Source organism: Pseudomonas canadensis (assembly GCF_000503215.1).
In the GTDB taxonomy this organism is placed as follows: Bacteria; Pseudomonadota; Gammaproteobacteria; order Pseudomonadales; family Pseudomonadaceae; genus Aquipseudomonas; species Aquipseudomonas canadensis.
This window is the reverse complement of sequence record NZ_AYTD01000014.1, coordinates 167053-183095: the sequence shown is the minus strand read 5'-3', so window position 1 is coordinate 183095 and position 16043 is coordinate 167053. Positions and strand designations below refer to the sequence as shown.

Sequence of the window (16043 nt, the reverse complement as noted above, 5' to 3'; positions counted from 1 at the left end):
GCGAGTCATTGCCGAGGCGCCGGGATCTGATCGAGCAGTTGCTTGAGCACCTGGTCGACTTCCAACCCATCGATATCCAGCTCTGGCGCGATACGTACCCGATGGCGCAGTACTGCCAAGGCACAATCCTTGATGTCGTCCGGCGTGACGAATTCGCCGCCGCGCAACAAGGCACGGGCGCGCGCGCCGCGCACCAGATCGATGGACGCCCGCGGGCCGGCACCGATGGCCAGCCCCGGCCAACTGCGGGTGGCGCGCGCCAGCCGTACGGCATAGTCGAGCACTTGTTCGTCGAGTGCCAGCTCACTGGCTATCTGCTGAAGCTGCAGCACATCTTCGGCCAGCAGTACCGTGCGCAAGGGTTTTACATCCAGCATGTCGGCCCGAGACGAGCGCGTGACTTCACGCACCATGTCCAGTTCTTGCTGCGCATCGGGGTAATCCATGCGCACCTTGAGCATGAAGCGATCCAGCTCCGCTTCCGGCAGGGGGTAAGTACCTTCCTGTTCAATAGGGTTCTGGGTCGCCAGCACCATGAACGGTTGGCCGATGGGCAACGCCTCGCCTTCGAGGGTGACTTGCCGTTCCTGCATCGCTTCGAGCAACGCGGCCTGGGTCTTGGCCGGGGCACGGTTGATTTCGTCGGCCAGCAACAAATGGGTGAACACCGGCCCTTTGCGCAGCTTGAACTGTTCGGTGTGCAGGTCATACACGGCGTGGCCTGTGACATCGCTGGGCATCAGGTCCGGGGTGAACTGGATGCGCGCGAAATCGCCCTCAAAGCAGCGTGCCAGGGCACGCACCAGCAGGGTTTTACCCAGACCCGGTACACCTTCGAGCAGCACATGCCCGCCGGCGATCAGCGCGGTCAGGACATCGTTGATCACCGGGTCCTGGCCAATCACCGCTTTGCGCAACTCATTGCGCAGGGCTTGGGCTTGCCCGCTGGCGCGTTGCACGGTTTCGCGGGTCAAGCCAGTGGCGCTTGGAAATTCACTCATAGGGCATTCCTGAGGGTTTGCAGGCACGCCACCTGACGGCTGAAATCGGCGCTGGAAAGCCGTTTCTCCGGGAGTGGGCCAAGGGCCTGGCTGATGATGTGAAAGGGTTGGCGCGTCAGGTGTTCAAGCGCCCGGCACTGTTCTGCATTGTCGAGGTGTTCAAAGCCGGGGTGACGGTGCCGGGCCGCGCGCAGGATATCGCGCTGCAAGGCATGCAGTAGTGTGCCCTGGCCGCTGCGGCGCAACAGGAAGTCAGCGCTGGCTTTGAGGTGTTCCTGCAATTGACGACGTGCATAGTCTGCGGGTTTACGGACCGGGCCTTGACGTTGGCCCGCCCGCCAAAGAGCCAGGATGATCAAGGTAGCGAGTGCTACCAGAGCCTGGGGGAAGTACCGCATCAGCAAGGTGAACAGGTCGTCGAAGTCGGTGTTGAACAGCAAGGTCACGGCCTTGCCCTGGTTCAGGTACCACAGCAACCAGGCATTGTCGTACTTGGCGATGCTCGGGGTTTTCCACAGGTCGCTGTCGGTGATTACCGTGACGCTGCCTTCCCCGAGGTCGAGTTGCATCAGGTGGCTCGATCTTGCGCTGTTGGCAGAGAATTGGGCCAGGTGCCTGGGGTCGGTGAGATTGAAGTCTGTGTCGAAACTGAAGTAAGCCGATGGGTTTTCATTGTCGATGTAGAGTTTGGTGAGGTCCGGGGCTTTCTTTTTAAGTGCTTTGTTGCTGGACGGTGCAGGTTCCTCAGGCTCGTCACTCAAGGTCTGGTGGATATGCAAACCATCGAGCAACAGGTCGCCGCTTTTGCCAGTCTCTTCATCCCACAACGCCTCGGCCACCAGCAACAAATGGCCGCCGGATTTGGCCCAACCCAGCAGTTGCTCTACCTGGCGGGGTGACATGTTGCTGCGCTCGCCGAGCAGCAACAGGCTGTTGCCCTTGGCTGGCAGGGTAGCCAGCCGCTCCAGGCTATTGCCGCGCTCAACGGTCAGGCCTTGTTGGCGTAGAAAGTGTTCGGCTGCCAGGTAGGGGTTGGCCAGGGCTTCTGGAGAAGGGCCGCGATCCACCACCTCATCGTAGGGAATTGCCTTGCTCCATGCGTAGTAACCACCCGCTCCAAGCAGGCACGCCAGCAAGAGTCCCGCCCACAGTAAAGGCCGGTTCATGGATTGCTCCCCCGGCTGAACAGAGTGCGCCAATCACTGCATAGCTGTTGCTGGACTGAAGGGGGAGGCAGGCGATGGCCGTAGGCGAGGTTTTGCCAATGCCTGGTCAAGTCGTCGCTGAACGCCAGCAGTTGTGGTTGTTGCAACTGGTTGACCCGTTCCAGGATCTGGCCTTCGGTGTCAGCGCTTTTCAGCGGCATGTTGAAGTCATGCAGCAGCCGGCTGAGCAGGCCGCGATATAGCAGGCCAAGGGCTTCCCTTGGCTGGGTGGGCCACAGGTGTTCGGCGGCACTGGCAATATCGTCGGGCAACGTCTCGAGGCCTAGCTCAAGGCCGAACAATTGCGCGGGGGCAACTTTGAGATCTTGTGGCTTGCGTAGCCTGCGTCGGCTGACAAACGTGCGCAACCACTCACGATAGCGCCAAACCAGCGTGATCAATGCACCGACAATAAGTCCCCACAGCAGTACCTCCAAACCTTGGGCGATGTGTTTGAAGGTATTGCTGTTGAGGTTGTCCAGCAATGCCTTCAGCCAGTCCGGAAGCTTACCGTCGCGGTGAGCCTTGTTTTTAACAGGCGGCTTGTCTTCGCCAAAGCGATAGCGCGTGACGGTTTCCGGATTTTTGAAGGGGGGCTTTTCCATCAGGGACTTGATGGATTGGCTTGCGTCCTGGGTGGCTAGCGGTTTTTGTGAGGGGGATGACTCTGCCATGGCAGGCGGGCTGAATGGCAGCAGCGACAGGCCCATCATCAGTAATAACAACGGCACCACGTTGCTCAGGCGCTGACGAAGACGGCGGAAGACCAACTCCAGGTCCCAGGCCTCTAATACCGTGCGGCGATTCAGGTAGAGGCTGAAACCGCAGGCTACATAGATAGGTTCCCAAAACACCAGGATTACGGCGTAGAAGGCATTGCTCAGGTGTTCCAGCCACAAGCCTTCCGAGCTTGTCGCCAGTATCAGGCGTTGCCAATCCCAATCCGACTCGAGGTTCTGGGGAATGAACAGATAGAAAAGCGTCATGCAACCGAACCACAGTCCGATCTCCAGATGCACCCCGATGGTGGTCAACCAGCGTGCGGCGCCAGCGTTACGTTGCTGCAGCACGCCCAGGCGTTTTTGGCGAGCGGGGCCATCCAGGCCTTCAAGTTGGCTCACCGGCATCACAAAGCTGCGGCTCAGGCTGAGTCGCCGCCAGGTCAGGCTGGCCAACAGTTGGCCCTTGAGCAGTCGCGGCCACTGGCGAACAGCCTGCTTTATGCTGGGCGTTTCGCCAAACAATGCCTTGGAGAGGATATACAGTGGCAAGCGGTCAAAGGCTGGCTTGAGCCACCAGAACAGGAAAATCGCGGTGGACGGGTACTTCCACAGCAGTGCCGTGAGCGCGGCGAACACTGGCAGAGTCACCAACGCCCAACTGCTCATCAGGAGCAGGCGGTGCTCGCGGGCCATCAACACGCCAAGATCCATCGCCTCCCAGGCAGTACGCGGGCGGATGACCACGCTGGCATCACTCAGGCGCATGGAGAGTCCTTCCGGCAAGGCTCAGGTAAGCGGCTACCAGAAGCCATAGTGCCGCGCCAACCAGGTACTTGATCCAGGGGGCTATCAGGGTGGCGGATGACCAATACGCTTCGATGAAGGCAGCGATCAACAGGAAGATCATTACTCCGCACAACATCTGCACGCTCTTGCGCGCCGCCAGCCGTAATGACTCGCCGCGGGTCAACTGCCCGGGAGCGATCAGCGCCCAGCCCAGTTGCAAACCAGCGGCACCGGCGAGGGCGATGGCCGTCAGCTCGAACGCGCCGTGCCCGATGACGAATGACCAGAAGGTCTGGCCGGAGCCGATTTCGGTCAGGTGCCCGGAGACCGCACCGATGACCAGGCCGTTGAAAATCAGAAAGAACACGCTGCCCAGGCCGAACAGCAAACCGGCGGCAAACGTCTGGAACGCGATACCGATGTTGTGCATCACGTAGTAGCCGAACATCATCCAGTCTTCGCTCGATGCGCGCTCAGCGGTGCGGCCCAGGCGGCTCGCATCGGGGTCATACATGCCCTGCATCTCTGCAACCTGCTGAGGGCTGACGATGCTGTAGATCAGGTCGGGAAACAGGTAGACCAGCAACGCGATACCTATCAGGCTGCCAAAGAACAGCAGGCTGGCTATCAGTACGAAACGCCACTGTTCCCGCACCAACCGGGGAAAACCGGCAAGTACGAACCCCAGCACATTTGCGGTCAGTTGGCTGCGATGACGGTAGAGCTGTTGATGGCCGCGCAAGGCCAGTTGTTGCAAGGGGTCTACCAAATAGCTGCTGTAGCCGCGTTCCTGGGCCAGGGCCAGGTGCTGGCACAGACGCCGGTACTGATGGGGGAAGTCGGCCATGTCACTGGCTTTAACCTTGCCTTGCTCCAATTGTTGCAGGTATTGGGCAAAGGCCTGCCATTGAGGCTGGTGACGGCTTTCGAAAAGACTCTGCTTCATGTCGGCCCCAACAGGCCACGGGCCACGCCGTTGAGTTGTTCCACGGCGCGGGCCGGGGATACGTGCAAGGGGGTGGCGAGAATCGAAGCCAACTCGTGAACGCGCTCCGTGGAAAGCTCACCCTGGCGTTCCGCAAAGCCAAGGATGGCCCGTTGTTCACTCAGATCCAGAGCGAAGGGCAAGCGTAGGGCGGTAGCTTGAGGAATCTGGGGACGCAGAAGCGGTTGTTCCCGGTAGATCACCAGTGTGCCGGCGGCCAGGTCGCCCAAGCGCTTGAAGTGAGGATGCTGCAGGCAACTGATCGCGCCGAGAAAGTAACCGAATGGCAGCATGTCGACAAACCGCAGCAAATTGCGGATCAGTGACGCGGACCAGCCGATCGGTGTGCCGTCATCGTGTACCACCCGCAACCCCATGACCTGTTTCCCAGGTGAGCATCCCTGGTTGAGTACTTCGAACAGCACCATGTACCACCAACTGATCAGGAACAGCAGCAGCGAACCCAGGCCGATGCCGACGTTGCCAAGCATGGCCAATGGCACCAGCAGAACGCCCATGACCACTGCGCGCACACCCAGGTCGAAGGCAAAGGCCAACACACGTGACGTCAGGCCGGCCGGGCGTAGGGGCAGCTCGATGCCCTCCGGGGTCTCGATCTGGTAGCGGGTATCCAATGGAGCTGACGGCATCGCGATCCTTGGCAGTGCAGAATGGCTGGGAGACACGGATGCTAGCAGTGTCGGCGGTGGAAGCAACCATTCAAGGTTTTGCTGGATGTTTGTACAGTTGATTTGGTGCTGGCCGTGGACGTCGTCCAGCGCCTAGACTTTGTCGATCTTCAGTACAGGAAAAGCCCGTGACCTCCATTTTCTGGTACGACTATGAAACCACCGGCATCAATCCGCGCAATGACCGCCCGCTTCAAGTAGCCGGCATTCGGACAGACCACGAACTCAATGAGATCGGCGAGCCGGTCAATCTTTATTGCCTGCCCAGCGACGATATCCTGCCCCATCCCATCGCCTGCGCGATTACCGGCATTACTCCCGCAATCCTCGCGGAAAAAGGCCTGGCCGAGGCCGATTTCATGACTCGGGTGCATGCTGAGCTGGCCGCCCCGGGTACGTGTGGCGCTGGGTACAACACCTTGCGATTTGACGATGAAATGACGCGCTACAGCCTGTACCGCAATTTCTTCGATCCTTACGCACGTGAGTGGCAGGGCGGTAACAGCCGCTGGGATCTGATCGACGTGATTCGCACGGCCTACGGCCTACGCCCGGAAGGCATTGAATGGCCGCAACAGGATGGGCGCGTCACGCTCAAACTGGAGCGCCTGACCGAAGCCAACGGTATCGACCATGGTCAGGCGCACGATGCTCTGTCCGACGTGCGAGCCACTATTGCCCTGGCCCGATTGGTTCGTGAGAAACAGCCCAAGCTGTTCAAGTGGCTGTTTCAACTGCGCAGCAAGCAGGCGGTGATGGACCAGGTGCGCTTACTGCAACCCATGGTGCACATCTCCGGGCGTTTTTCCGCCGAGCGTCATTATCTGGGCGTCGTAGTGCCACTGGCGTGGCACCCACGCAACCGAAATGCACTGATCGTCTGCGACCTCGGACTCGATCCTCAAGGGTTGCTGGACCTGGATGCAGATACCTTGCGCCAGCGCCTCTACACCCGTCGTGACGATCTTGCCGAGGGCGAGTTACCGGTCCCGCTCAAGTTGGTGCACATCAATCGCTGCCCCGTGGTTGCGCCCTTGAATGTGCTTCGGGCAGAAGATCGTGAGCGTCTGCACTTGGATATGAATCTTTATCAGGAGCGTGCCCTGCGGCTAACTGACGCACAGGAGTGTTGGCGCGATAAGTTGGCGGCTATTTATGCCGAGGAAGATTTCACCCCGAGTTCAGACCCGGAGCAACAGCTATACGATGGCTTTATCGGAGATCGTGATCGACGTTTATGTGAACAAGTCAGGATGGCCGAGCCTGCACAATTAGCTCGCCAGCAATGGCCTTTCGATGATCATCGGTTGCCTGAATTACTCTTTCGCTACCGAGCGCGTAACTTCCCCGATACCTTGAACAGTGAGGAGCAACAACGTTGGCAGCTTTTCTGTCAGCAACGTTTGACGGACCCGGAGTGGGGCGCGCCGAATACCCTTGCGGCATTTAAGCAGGCTAAACAAGAGTTTGCAGTTAGTGCGACACCTTTTCAGGCGGAGGTGCTTGAGCGGTGGCAGGAATATGCCGACTTGCTGGCCCATAAGGTGAATCTGTAGTCGATCGTCACACAATACACCGGCAATTAAAAACGCCAGCAGGCTGGCGTTTTTAATGTGTCGCGTATCAGGCGTAAGCCTGGCGAGGCTTAGCCCAGCAGGGTAGCCCAGCCTTCAACCACGTCACCGCCCCACTTGGCTTTCCACTCTTTCAAGGTTTTGTGGTTGCCACCTTTGGTTTCAATCACTTCGCCGTTGTGCGGGTTTTTGTACTGTTTGACTTTGCGAGCACGTTTGGTGCCGGTAGTTTTCACGGCGCCACGCGGTGCTTTAACTTTCGACTCTGGATCCAGCAGCGCGATGATGTCACGCAGGGATTTGGAGTATTCACCCATCAGGGCGCGCAGTTTGCCTTCGAATTCCAGCTCGGTTTGCAGTTTGTCGTCTTGGGACAGGTTCTTCAAACGGGCTTGCAGCTCTTTGATAGCTTCTTCGGTGGCACGGTATTCGTTGATCAGGGACATGTGGACTACCTTATGTAGAGCGCTGATTGAGAGGGACAGTGGCCCAATAATAGTCAGGCAGTTTACCCAAGTAAACATTTAAGCTCGCATTTATGTGAATTACATTGAATGTTTGTAGCATTGCTATGCATTCGAGTTAATTACTAGGGCGTAGGCCTTAAGATAATTCCCCTAAAATACGTGAACCTGCCATAGGGTGACGTACTAAATTCATATAAAGGTGGTAAAACCATAGGCTATTAAGGGACATGCCGTCGGCCGGCGATCAGAATAAGCGTCAACGAATACTGCAGTTTTCCTGCGCAATCGCTAGAATGGCGGCCTTTGCGAAGTTCTGGAGTTTCCCCCTAATGCGCACTTTTCGGCTGGTGATTGCTTGCCCGGACCGGGTTGGTATCGTTGCCAAAGTCAGTAACTTTCTGGCCTCCCACAACGGTTGGATCACCGAGGCGAGTCATCACTCGGACAATCTCAGCGGTTGGTTCTTCATGCGTCACGAGATTCGTGCCGATTCGCTGCCTTTTGGTCTTGATGCCTTCCGCGACGCATTTGCGCCGATCGCCGAAGAGTTTTCGATGACCTGGCATATCACCGACACCGAGCAGAAAAAGCGCGTGGTGTTGATGGCCAGCCGTGAATCCCACTGCCTTGCCGACTTGCTGCATCGCTGGCACAGCGATGAGTTGGACTGCGAGATCGCGTGTGTGATCTCCAACCATGACGACCTGCGCAGCATGGTCGAGTGGCATGGCATCCCGTATTACCACGTGCCGGTCAACCCGCAGGACAAGGAGCCGGCGTTCGCTGAGGTCTCGCGCCTGGTCAAGCAGCACGAAGCCGACGTAGTGGTGCTGGCGCGCTACATGCAAATCCTGCCGCCGGAACTGTGCCGCGAATATGCTGGCAAGGTGATCAACATTCACCACAGCTTCCTACCGTCTTTCGTCGGCGCCAAGCCTTACCACCAGGCGTCCCTGCGTGGCGTGAAGTTGATCGGTGCTACTTGCCACTACGTCACCGAAGAGCTGGACGCCGGCCCGATCATCGAGCAAGACGTGGTGCGTGTCAGCCACAGCGACAGCATTGAAGACATGGTGCGTTTCGGCCGTGACGTCGAGAAGATGGTGCTGGCCCGTGGCCTGCGTTACCACTTGGAAGACCGCGTGCTGGTGCACGGCAACAAGACCGTCGTGTTCTGATCGAACTGTTGTGATTGAAGAATGAAGGGCCTGGGCGTTAAATCGTCCCAGGCCCTTTTTCTTTATGCTGCCGAGGATTGAGTCATGAGTGATCCGCTGGACAAAGCCACCTCAAAAGCCCCCGCCACATTAGGGGAGGGGTGTTTGAGTCGATACGACCCGGATGACCTGAGCAGCGAGGACGGCACCGAATTTCCCGGTGCCGCCGAACTGTGGGAGCAGGAGCAGGCCAAGTCCGAGCCCAAGGACGCCTGATCAGATCCGGAAACTGCCAACCAATTGTTTCAACCGTGCCGCCTGTTGTTCCAGGTCGGCACAAGCACGCAGCGTCGATTGCAGGTTTTCCACACCTTCCTGATTGAGGGTGTTGATCTCGGTAATGTCCATGTTGATCGACTCCACCACCGAAGTCTGTTCTTCAGTGGCGGTGGCGACTGACTGGTTCATGCCATCAATTTCGCCGATGCGCTGGGTCACGCTATTCAGGCGTTCGCCGGCCAGGTTGGCGATGTCGACGCTTTCAAGACTATGGCGCTGGCTATCACCCATGGTGCTGACCGAGTCCCGCGCGCCGACTTGCAGCTCTTCAATCATCTTCTGCACTTGTTGCGCCGATTCCTGAGTGCGATGTGCCAGGTTGCGCACCTCATCTGCGACTACCGCAAACCCACGTCCGGCTTCCCCGGCACGGGCTGCTTCGATGGCAGCGTTCAATGCCAGCAGGTTGGTTTGCTGGGAAATGCTGGTGATCACTTCGAGGATCTGCCCGATGTTCACCGTTTTGCTATTGAGCGCTTCGATGTTGCTGCTGGAAGCGCTGATCATCGAAGACAACTGGTTCATCGCCTTGATGTTGCGTTCCACCACCTGTTGGCCATCCTCAGCCAGGTGACGTGCATCGCTGGCCTGATGGGAGGCTTGCGCCGCATTGCGCGCGATTTCCTGGGCCGCAGCGCCCAGCTCATTGATGGCCGCCGCGACGCTGTTGGTGCGATTGGCCTGCTCATCGGAATTGACCATCGACGAGTTGGAGGCACTGACGACCCGCAGTGCCACCTCGTTGACCTGTTCGGTGGCCGAAGACACTTCACGAATCGACGTATGAATACGCTCCACGAAGCGGTTGAAGGCATTACCCAGCGTGCCGAACTCATCGTGATTCTGGATGGTCAGGCGACGGGTCAGGTCGCCCTCGCCATCGGCGATGTCCTGCATGGCGCGGGTCATTACATGCAGCGGTTGCAACAAGATACGGATCAGCATGCCGAGCAGGGCAATGATGATCACCACTGCAATGAGCGTGGCGATGACCGCTGAGGTGCGGAACTCGCTGAGCATGGCGTAGGACTTATCTTTATCGACTGAAATACCGAGGTACCAGTTTACCGAGGGCAGTCCCTTGATCGGTGTAAAAGTCACGATGTTGTCTTTGCCGTTGGCCTCGACTTCGCTGAAGTCGGCGCTGATCTTCGGTGTATTTTTCGGATACACGTCGGCCAGGGTCTTCATCACCAGATTTTTGTCCGGGTGTACCAGTACTTTGCCGTCGGCGCTGACCAGGAACGCGTAACCCATGCCGCCGAAGTTCAGCGCGCCGATGTTATCCACCAGGGTTTGCAGGCTCAGGTCCCCTCCGACCACACCAATGCTCTGGGTGCCCTGGGTGCTGGGAGTGGCAACGGAAATGATCAACTTGCCGGTGGCCGCATCAATATACGGCTCGGTCAGGGTTGAACCGTTGCTGCTCTGGGCGCCCTTGTACCAAGGGCGGACACGCGGGTCGAAACCGTCTGGCATCTTGGTGTCTGGGCGGATGGTAAAGGCGCCTTTGCTGTCGCCGACGTAGGTCGCCATGAAGGAGGACGTCAGGGTTTTCTGTTCCAGCAGGCCAGCAACCGCTGACGGTTCGGGGTTGATGGCGATGTTTTGTGCGGCGTTTTCCACCAGGGCAATGCGCCCGGTGAGCCAGGTTTGAATGTTGCTGGCGGTCACATCGCCCATTTCATGCAGGTAGTTGTTGAGATCGTCGCGAATCGCGTTGCGTTGCAGGTAGTCGTTGTAGAGGGTAAACAGCGCAAATGCGGCAATGACGATAAGGGAGGCTGCAAGCAGGATTTTGTGGCTGAAGCGCAGATTTTTATTCATGGCTTGTAGGGTCCGCTAAGGTCTTAATATCCGAAGCGCGTCCTTATGGGAGGCGCAAAATGGCAGCGTCAAAAAAGGTGTGATACTTCTTGTGATGGTTCCGGTGGTCCCTGTGGGAACTATCTGACCTATTTTTGGACTTTGTGGGTCTCACACTTCTCTGTATCGACCTGGCCGCACTAAAGATTAACCATGGGTGACGAAATGCCTGACTCCTCGCAACTCCTAATCGGCGCCGGCCTCGACGGCCAGCCCATCGCCCAGGCCATGCGCCTGGCCAATCGTCACGGGTTGATCGCCGGCGCCACCGGCACCGGCAAGACCGTCACGCTGCAACGCCTGGCCGAAGCTTTCAGTGACGCCGGCGTAGCGGTGTTTGCGGCGGATATCAAGGGCGACTTGTGCGGCCTGGGCGCTGCGGCGAACCCGCAGGGTAAGGTGGCCGAGCGCATCGCCGGCATGCCGTTCCTCAATTACACGGCCAAGGCTTACCCAGTCACGCTGTGGGATATCCACGGGCAGTCCGGCCATCCATTGCGCACTACCATCAGTGAAATGGGCCCGTTGTTGCTCGGCAGCCTGTTGGAACTCACCGATAGCCAGCAGTCGGCGCTTTACGCGGCGTTCAAGGTGGCCGATCGCGAAGGCTTGTTGTTGCTGGACCTCAAGGACCTCAAGGCATTGCTCAACCATCTGCGCTATCACCCGGAGTTGCTGGGCGAAGACGCGGCGCTGATGACCACCGGTTCCAGCCAGGCACTGTTGCGACGCCTGGCAGTGCTGGAGCAGCAGGGCGCTGAAGCCTTGTTTGGTGAGCCGGCCCTGCAGTTGGAAGATATCCTGCAGCCTACCGGTGAGGGGCGTGGTCGCATCCATCTGCTGGACGCCAGCCGCTTGGTGCATGAGGCGCCGAAGGTGTATGCGACGTTCCTGTTGTGGCTGTTGGCGGAGTTGTTCGAGCAACTGCCCGAGCGCGGTGACGCTGACAAACCGCTGCTCGCGCTGTTTTTCGATGAGGCGCATTTGCTGTTCGCTGACACGCCCAAAGCGTTGCAGGAGCGTCTGGAGCAGGTGGTGCGGCTGATCCGCTCCAAGGGTGTTGGCGTGTATTTTGTCACGCAATCCCCAGGCGACCTGCCGGACAGCGTGCTGGCCCAACTCGGCCTGCGTATCCAGCACGGCCTGCGGGCGTTTACCACCAAGGAACAGAAGTCCTTGCGCGCCGTAGCCGACGGTTTTCGGCCGAACCCGGCCTTTGATGCCCTTTCGGTACTGACCGAGCTGGGCACGGGCGAGGCTTTAGTGGGAACACTGCAGGAAAAGGGGACGCCGGAAGTCGTCCAGCGCGTCCTGGTCGCACCGCCGCAATCGCGGATCGGCCCGCTCAGCGCAGCCGAGCGGGCGGCATTGGTGGCCAGTTCGCCGTTGCTGGGCCGGTATGACAAGCCGATTGATCGGGAATCCGCATATGAAGTGCTGATGGCACGCAAAGAGCTTGGGTCAACCGAAGAGGGCAAACCGGCCGCTGAGGAGCCCAGCTTTACGGACAAGGCCGGGGCGTTCCTTGGCACAACCGCAGGCAAGGCGTTGAAGTCCGCGATGCAGCAAGCCGCCAATCAGATGGGGCGGCAACTGGTGCGTGGCTTGTTGGGGTCGTTATTGGGCGGCAGCAAGCGCAAATAGCGAGTCAGGGCTTGGGCTTGGCGTGGGCCGCCAGGCGTTCAAGCGCCGCACGCAAGCCTGGGTTGCTGATGCCGTCGGCCGTTGCCTGAATAGTTTCGGCGGCACTGGGCGACAGGTCATGAATATGCTCCGCCACGCCGGGTTGGGTGGTGGGCGGTTGCACTTTGAACTGGATGCGCGTCAGACCGGCGAATTCATCAAAGGCCATCAATTGACGCTGCAGGCGTTTTTGCTGATAGCGCAAACGTGTCGCCCAGTGGCCATCTGTGACAATAAGCAGCAGGTTGCCTTCACGCCAGGACGCCACGCGGCAATGTTCGCGTGCAGCCGGTTGCAGTTGGGTTTCAAGCAGTCGTTGCAGGCGGTCCAGGCGTTGAGCATGGCCAAAGATGGCTTTCAGCGGCTTGGCATCACGAAGCAACACGGCGGGAGCGCGGGCTGATAAGGGGCGAAATGCCATTATTGGACACCTTAAGTAACAGAGCCGCCATCTTAGCAGAACCCACCTGTACGGCCCCAGGCAATGCATTCCGTGGGTTTTATTCATCAAATCAATTGGTAACTTCTGCGCTCCATGGGTTGAAGTTCCGGCAAAAGCCCTTATTTTAAACAAGCCCTCTCACAGCACCATGCCAGCATCGGGGAACAACGCCACTTTCCTCACCCACGAATCCGGGTAGAATGCGCGTTCGCATGCGGCCGTGAGGGCTGCTCGGGCCACTCACGGTGCGCCCTCCATCCCTATGTGTGGAAGAACCTGCCGATATGTTTGCGCCTTTGTTAAAGAAACTTTTTGGAAGCAAGAATGAGCGCGAAGTCAAACGCATGCTCAAGACGGTGCAGCTGGTCAATGCCTTCGAAGAGCAGATGGTTGCCCTTTCGGACGAGCAATTGCGCGCCAAGACCCAAGAGTTCAAGGCCCGCATAGCCAAAGGTGAAACCCTCGACAAGCTGCTGCCCGAAGCCTTTGCGGTCGCCCGTGAAGCCGGTAAGCGTGTCATGGGCATGCGCCACTTCGATGTCCAGTTGATCGGCGGCATGACCTTGCATGAAGGCATGATTGCCGAAATGCGTACCGGTGAAGGCAAGACCCTGGTGGCAACCCTGGGCGTTTACCTCAACGCACTGTCCGGCAAGGGCGTGCACGTTGTGACGGTGAACGACTACCTGGCCCGCCGGGACGCCAACTGGATGCGCCCGCTGTATGAATTCCTCGGCCTGACCGTCGGCGTGGTAACGCCGTTCCAGCCGCCGGAAGAGAAGCGCGCAGCCTATGCTTGCGATATTACCTACGGCACCAACAACGAATTCGGCTTCGACTACCTGCGCGACAACATGGCGTTCAGCATGGATGAAAAATTCCAGCGCGAACTCAACTTTGCCGTGATCGACGAAGTCGACTCCATCCTCATCGACGAAGCCCGTACCCCACTGATCATCTCCGGCCAGGCCGAAGACAGCTCGCGCCTGTACACCGAAATCAACAAGTTGATTCCGCGCCTGGAGCAGCACATTGAGGAAGTGGAAGGCGTGGTGACCAAAGAAGGTCACTTCAGCATCGACGAGAAGACCCGCCAGGTCGAACTCAACGAAGCCGGTCACCAGTTCGTCGAAGAGATGCTGACCCAGATCGGCGAGCTGGCCGAAGGTGAAAGCCTGTACTCGGCACACAACCTGGGCCTGTTGACCCACGTGTATGCCGGCCTGCGCGCCCACAAGCTGTTCCATCGCAACGTCGAATACATCGTGCAGGATGGCCAGGTCGTTCTGGTTGACGAACATACCGGCCGTACCATGCCGGGTCGTCGTCTGTCCGAAGGTCTGCACCAGGCCATCGAAGCCAAGGAACACCTCAACATCCAGGCTGAAAGCCAGACGTTGGCGTCCACCACCTTCCAGAACTACTTCCGTCTGTACAACAAGCTGTCCGGCATGACCGGTACGGCCGACACCGAAGCGTTCGAATTCCATCAGATCTACAACCTGGCCGTGATGGTCATTCCGCCGAACAAGCCGTTGGCGCGTAAAGACTTCAACGACCTGGTGTTCCTGACGGCCGAAGAGAAGTACGCGGCAATCATCAACGACATCAAGGACGGCATGGCCCAGGGTCGCCCGATCCTGGTGGGTACTGCCACCATCGAGACTTCCGAGCACGTGTCCAACCTGCTTAACAAGGAAGGCATCGAGCACAAGGTCCTGAACGCCAAGTTCCACGAAAAAGAAGCCGAGATCATTGCCCAGGCCGGTCGCCCAGGCGCACTGACCATCGCGACCAACATGGCCGGTCGTGGTACCGACATCCTGTTGGGCGGTAACTGGGAAGTGGAAGTCGCGGCACTGGAAAACCCGAGCCCTGAGCAGATCGCCCAGATCAAGGCTGACTGGCAGAAGCGCCACCAGGCCGTGCTGGAATCCGGTGGCCTGCAGGTGATCGCGTCCGAGCGTCACGAATCGCGTCGTATCGACAACCAGCTGCGTGGTCGTGCCGGTCGCCAGGGTGACGCCGGTTCCAGCCGCTTCTACCTGTCCTTGGAAGACAGCCTGATGCGCATCTTCGCCTCGGACCGCGTGAAGAACTTCATGAAGGCCCTGGGCATGCAGTCCGGCGAAGCGATCGAGCACCGCATGGTGACCAACGCCATCGAGAAGGCTCAGCGTAAGGTTGAAGGCCGCAACTTCGATATTCGTAAGCAACTGCTCGAGTTCGATGACGTCAACAACGAACAGCGTAAAGTGATCTATCACATGCGTAACACGTTGCTGGCTGCCGACAACATTGGCGAGACCATCGCTGATTTCCGTCAGGATGTACTCAACGCCACCGTCAGCGCACATATTCCGCCACAGTCTCTGCCAGAGCAGTGGGATGTTGCCGGTCTGGAAGCGGCGTTGAAGAGCGATTTTGGTGTCGACCTTCCGGTTCAGCAGTGGCTGGACGAAGACGATCACCTGTACGAAGAAACCCTGCGTGAAAAACTGATGGCCGAATTGCTGGCCGCGTACAACGAGAAAGAAGAACAGGCGAGTGCCGAAGCGCTGCGCACCTTCGAGAAACAAATCGTACTGCGCGTGCTGGACGATCTGTGGAAAGACCACCTGTCGACCATGGACCACCTGCGTCACGGCATCCACCTGCGTGGCTATGCGCAGAAGAACCCGAAGCAGGAGTACAAGCGCGAGTCGTTCACGCTGTTCTCCGAACTGCTGGATTCGATCAAGCGCGATTCGATTCGCGTGCTGTCCCACGTTCAGGTGCGTCGCGAAGACCCGATCGAGGAAGAGGCCCGCCTGCGTCAGGAAGCCGAAGCTCTGGCTGCGCGCATGCAGTTCCAGCATGACGAAGCACCGGGGCTGGAAGCGCCTGAGGTATTGGGCGAAGAGGTCGACGTGGCCCTGGCTCAAACCCCGGTTCGCAATGACCAGAAGCTGGGCCGCAACGAGCTGTGCTACTGCGGTTCGGGCAAGAAGTTCAAACACTGCCACGGCCAGATCGAATAAGATTTTTGCCTGACGCTGCTACACCCTGCGCCGCGACCGGCCTCTGCCGTCGCGGCGTTTTGCCATTAATTTCGCCGTTGCTCACGACGGCACAGACATCATCTGAT

The 16043-nt window shown here is 58.7% G+C and carries 13 protein-coding genes and 1 pseudogene; 5 read left to right on the top strand and 9 right to left on the bottom strand.

What is annotated here, in order from left to right:
• Positions 1 to 5: 5 nt before the first annotated feature.
• From U367_RS0115965 to U367_RS0115945, 5 genes are read right to left on the bottom strand one after another with little or no spacing between them, the layout of a single operon-like run.
• Positions 6 to 1001 carry an AAA family ATPase gene (locus tag U367_RS0115965; RefSeq protein ID WP_028617762.1) on the bottom strand — a complete coding sequence of 332 codons (996 nt, stop codon included), beginning with the start codon at positions 999 to 1001 and terminating at the stop codon, positions 6 to 8.
• Positions 998 to 2167, bottom strand: coding sequence for a DUF4350 domain-containing protein (locus tag U367_RS0115960; RefSeq protein WP_028617761.1), 1170 nt, complete (start codon positions 2165 to 2167; stop codon positions 998 to 1000). The genes U367_RS0115965 and U367_RS0115960 overlap by 4 nt, the downstream gene beginning before the upstream one ends.
• The gene (locus U367_RS0115955; RefSeq protein WP_028617760.1) at positions 2164 to 3693 is read right to left on the bottom strand and encodes a DUF4129 domain-containing protein; all 1530 of its coding nucleotides are present in this window, start codon (positions 3691 to 3693) and stop codon (positions 2164 to 2166) included. Before U367_RS0115955 ends, U367_RS0115960 begins: the two co-directional genes overlap by 4 nt.
• Positions 3680 to 4660 (bottom strand): stage II sporulation protein M, encoded by a 981-nt coding sequence (locus tag U367_RS0115950; protein WP_028617856.1) that lies wholly within the window; start codon positions 4658 to 4660, stop codon positions 3680 to 3682. Before U367_RS0115950 ends, U367_RS0115955 begins: the two co-directional genes overlap by 14 nt.
• Positions 4657 to 5349 (bottom strand): RDD family protein, encoded by a 693-nt coding sequence (locus tag U367_RS0115945; RefSeq protein ID WP_028617759.1) that lies wholly within the window; start codon positions 5347 to 5349, stop codon positions 4657 to 4659. Before U367_RS0115945 ends, U367_RS0115950 begins: the two co-directional genes overlap by 4 nt.
• Positions 5350 to 5516: 167 nt before the next feature.
• On the opposite strand from U367_RS0115945, the gene sbcB reads away from it, so the two are divergent.
• Positions 5517 to 6944, top strand: a complete 1428-nt coding sequence (gene sbcB, locus U367_RS0115940; RefSeq protein ID WP_028617758.1) for an exodeoxyribonuclease I — start codon at positions 5517 to 5519, stop codon at positions 6942 to 6944.
• 89 nt (positions 6945 to 7033) lie between these two features.
• Here sbcB and mvaT read toward each other — a convergent pair whose 3' ends face one another.
• Positions 7034 to 7408, bottom strand: a complete 375-nt coding sequence (mvaT, locus tag U367_RS0115935; RefSeq protein ID WP_016970296.1) for a histone-like nucleoid-structuring protein MvaT — start codon at positions 7406 to 7408, stop codon at positions 7034 to 7036.
• Positions 7409 to 7758: 350 nt separating this feature from the next.
• Between mvaT and purU the strand changes: the two genes are divergently transcribed.
• The gene (purU, locus tag U367_RS0115930; protein ID WP_010208067.1) at positions 7759 to 8607 is read left to right on the top strand and encodes a formyltetrahydrofolate deformylase; all 849 of its coding nucleotides are present in this window, start codon (positions 7759 to 7761) and stop codon (positions 8605 to 8607) included.
• A gap of 84 nt (positions 8608 to 8691) precedes the next feature.
• Entirely contained in the window at positions 8692 to 8862 is a 171-nt protein-coding gene (locus U367_RS1000000132080) for a hypothetical protein (RefSeq protein WP_162834925.1), read from the top strand.
• On the opposite strand, the gene U367_RS1000000132745 is transcribed toward U367_RS1000000132080, so the two are convergent.
• Together U367_RS1000000132745 and U367_RS1000000132740 are read right to left on the bottom strand one after the other, a co-directional pair.
• Positions 8863 to 9627 carry a methyl-accepting chemotaxis protein gene (locus U367_RS1000000132745; RefSeq protein ID WP_370468594.1) on the bottom strand — a complete coding sequence of 255 codons (765 nt, stop codon included), beginning with the start codon at positions 9625 to 9627 and terminating at the stop codon, positions 8863 to 8865.
• Between the two features lie 93 nt (positions 9628 to 9720).
• Positions 9721 to 10752, bottom strand: a pseudogene (locus U367_RS1000000132740) (HAMP domain-containing protein); the annotation flags it as partial.
• 204 nt (positions 10753 to 10956) lie between these two features.
• On the opposite strand from U367_RS1000000132740, the gene U367_RS0115915 reads away from it, so the two are divergent.
• A complete protein-coding gene (locus U367_RS0115915) occupies positions 10957 to 12435 on the top strand; it encodes a helicase HerA-like domain-containing protein (RefSeq protein WP_028617756.1) in 1479 nt (492 codons plus the stop codon).
• Between the two features lie 4 nt (positions 12436 to 12439).
• Here U367_RS0115915 and U367_RS0115910 read toward each other — a convergent pair whose 3' ends face one another.
• Entirely contained in the window at positions 12440 to 12895 is a 456-nt protein-coding gene (locus U367_RS0115910; protein ID WP_028617755.1) for a DUF721 domain-containing protein, read from the bottom strand.
• Positions 12896 to 13200: 305 nt separating this feature from the next.
• On the opposite strand from U367_RS0115910, the gene secA reads away from it, so the two are divergent.
• Positions 13201 to 15936 carry a preprotein translocase subunit SecA gene (secA, locus tag U367_RS0115905; protein WP_028617754.1) on the top strand — a complete coding sequence of 912 codons (2736 nt, stop codon included), beginning with the start codon at positions 13201 to 13203 and terminating at the stop codon, positions 15934 to 15936.
• The last annotated feature ends 107 nt before the right edge of the window (positions 15937 to 16043 follow it).

Bases quoted from the DNA above. Each gene is read 5' to 3' on its own strand.
- U367_RS0115910 (WP_028617755.1), bottom strand. From the start codon at position 12,895: ATGGCATTTCGCCCCTTATCAGCCCGCGCTCCCGCCGTGTTGCTTCGT.
- mvaT (WP_016970296.1), bottom strand. From the start codon at position 7,408: ATGTCCCTGATCAACGAATACCGTGCCACCGAAGAAGCTATCAAAGAG.
- U367_RS0115960 (WP_028617761.1), bottom strand. From the start codon at position 2,167: ATGAACCGGCCTTTACTGTGGGCGGGACTCTTGCTGGCGTGCCTGCTT.
- U367_RS0115965 (WP_028617762.1), bottom strand. From the start codon at position 1,001: ATGAGTGAATTTCCAAGCGCCACTGGCTTGACCCGCGAAACCGTGCAA.
- U367_RS0115950 (WP_028617856.1), bottom strand. From the start codon at position 4,660: ATGAAGCAGAGTCTTTTCGAAAGCCGTCACCAGCCTCAATGGCAGGCC.
- U367_RS0115915 (WP_028617756.1), top strand. From the start codon at position 10,957: ATGCCTGACTCCTCGCAACTCCTAATCGGCGCCGGCCTCGACGGCCAG.
- U367_RS1000000132745 (WP_370468594.1), bottom strand. From the start codon at position 9,627: ATGGTCAATTCCGATGAGCAGGCCAATCGCACCAACAGCGTCGCGGCG.
- U367_RS0115945 (WP_028617759.1), bottom strand. From the start codon at position 5,349: ATGCCGTCAGCTCCATTGGATACCCGCTACCAGATCGAGACCCCGGAG.
- secA (WP_028617754.1), top strand. From the start codon at position 13,201: ATGTTTGCGCCTTTGTTAAAGAAACTTTTTGGAAGCAAGAATGAGCGC.
- purU (WP_010208067.1), top strand. From the start codon at position 7,759: ATGCGCACTTTTCGGCTGGTGATTGCTTGCCCGGACCGGGTTGGTATC.
- U367_RS0115955 (WP_028617760.1), bottom strand. From the start codon at position 3,693: ATGCGCCTGAGTGATGCCAGCGTGGTCATCCGCCCGCGTACTGCCTGG.
- U367_RS1000000132080 (WP_162834925.1), top strand. From the start codon at position 8,692: ATGAGTGATCCGCTGGACAAAGCCACCTCAAAAGCCCCCGCCACATTA.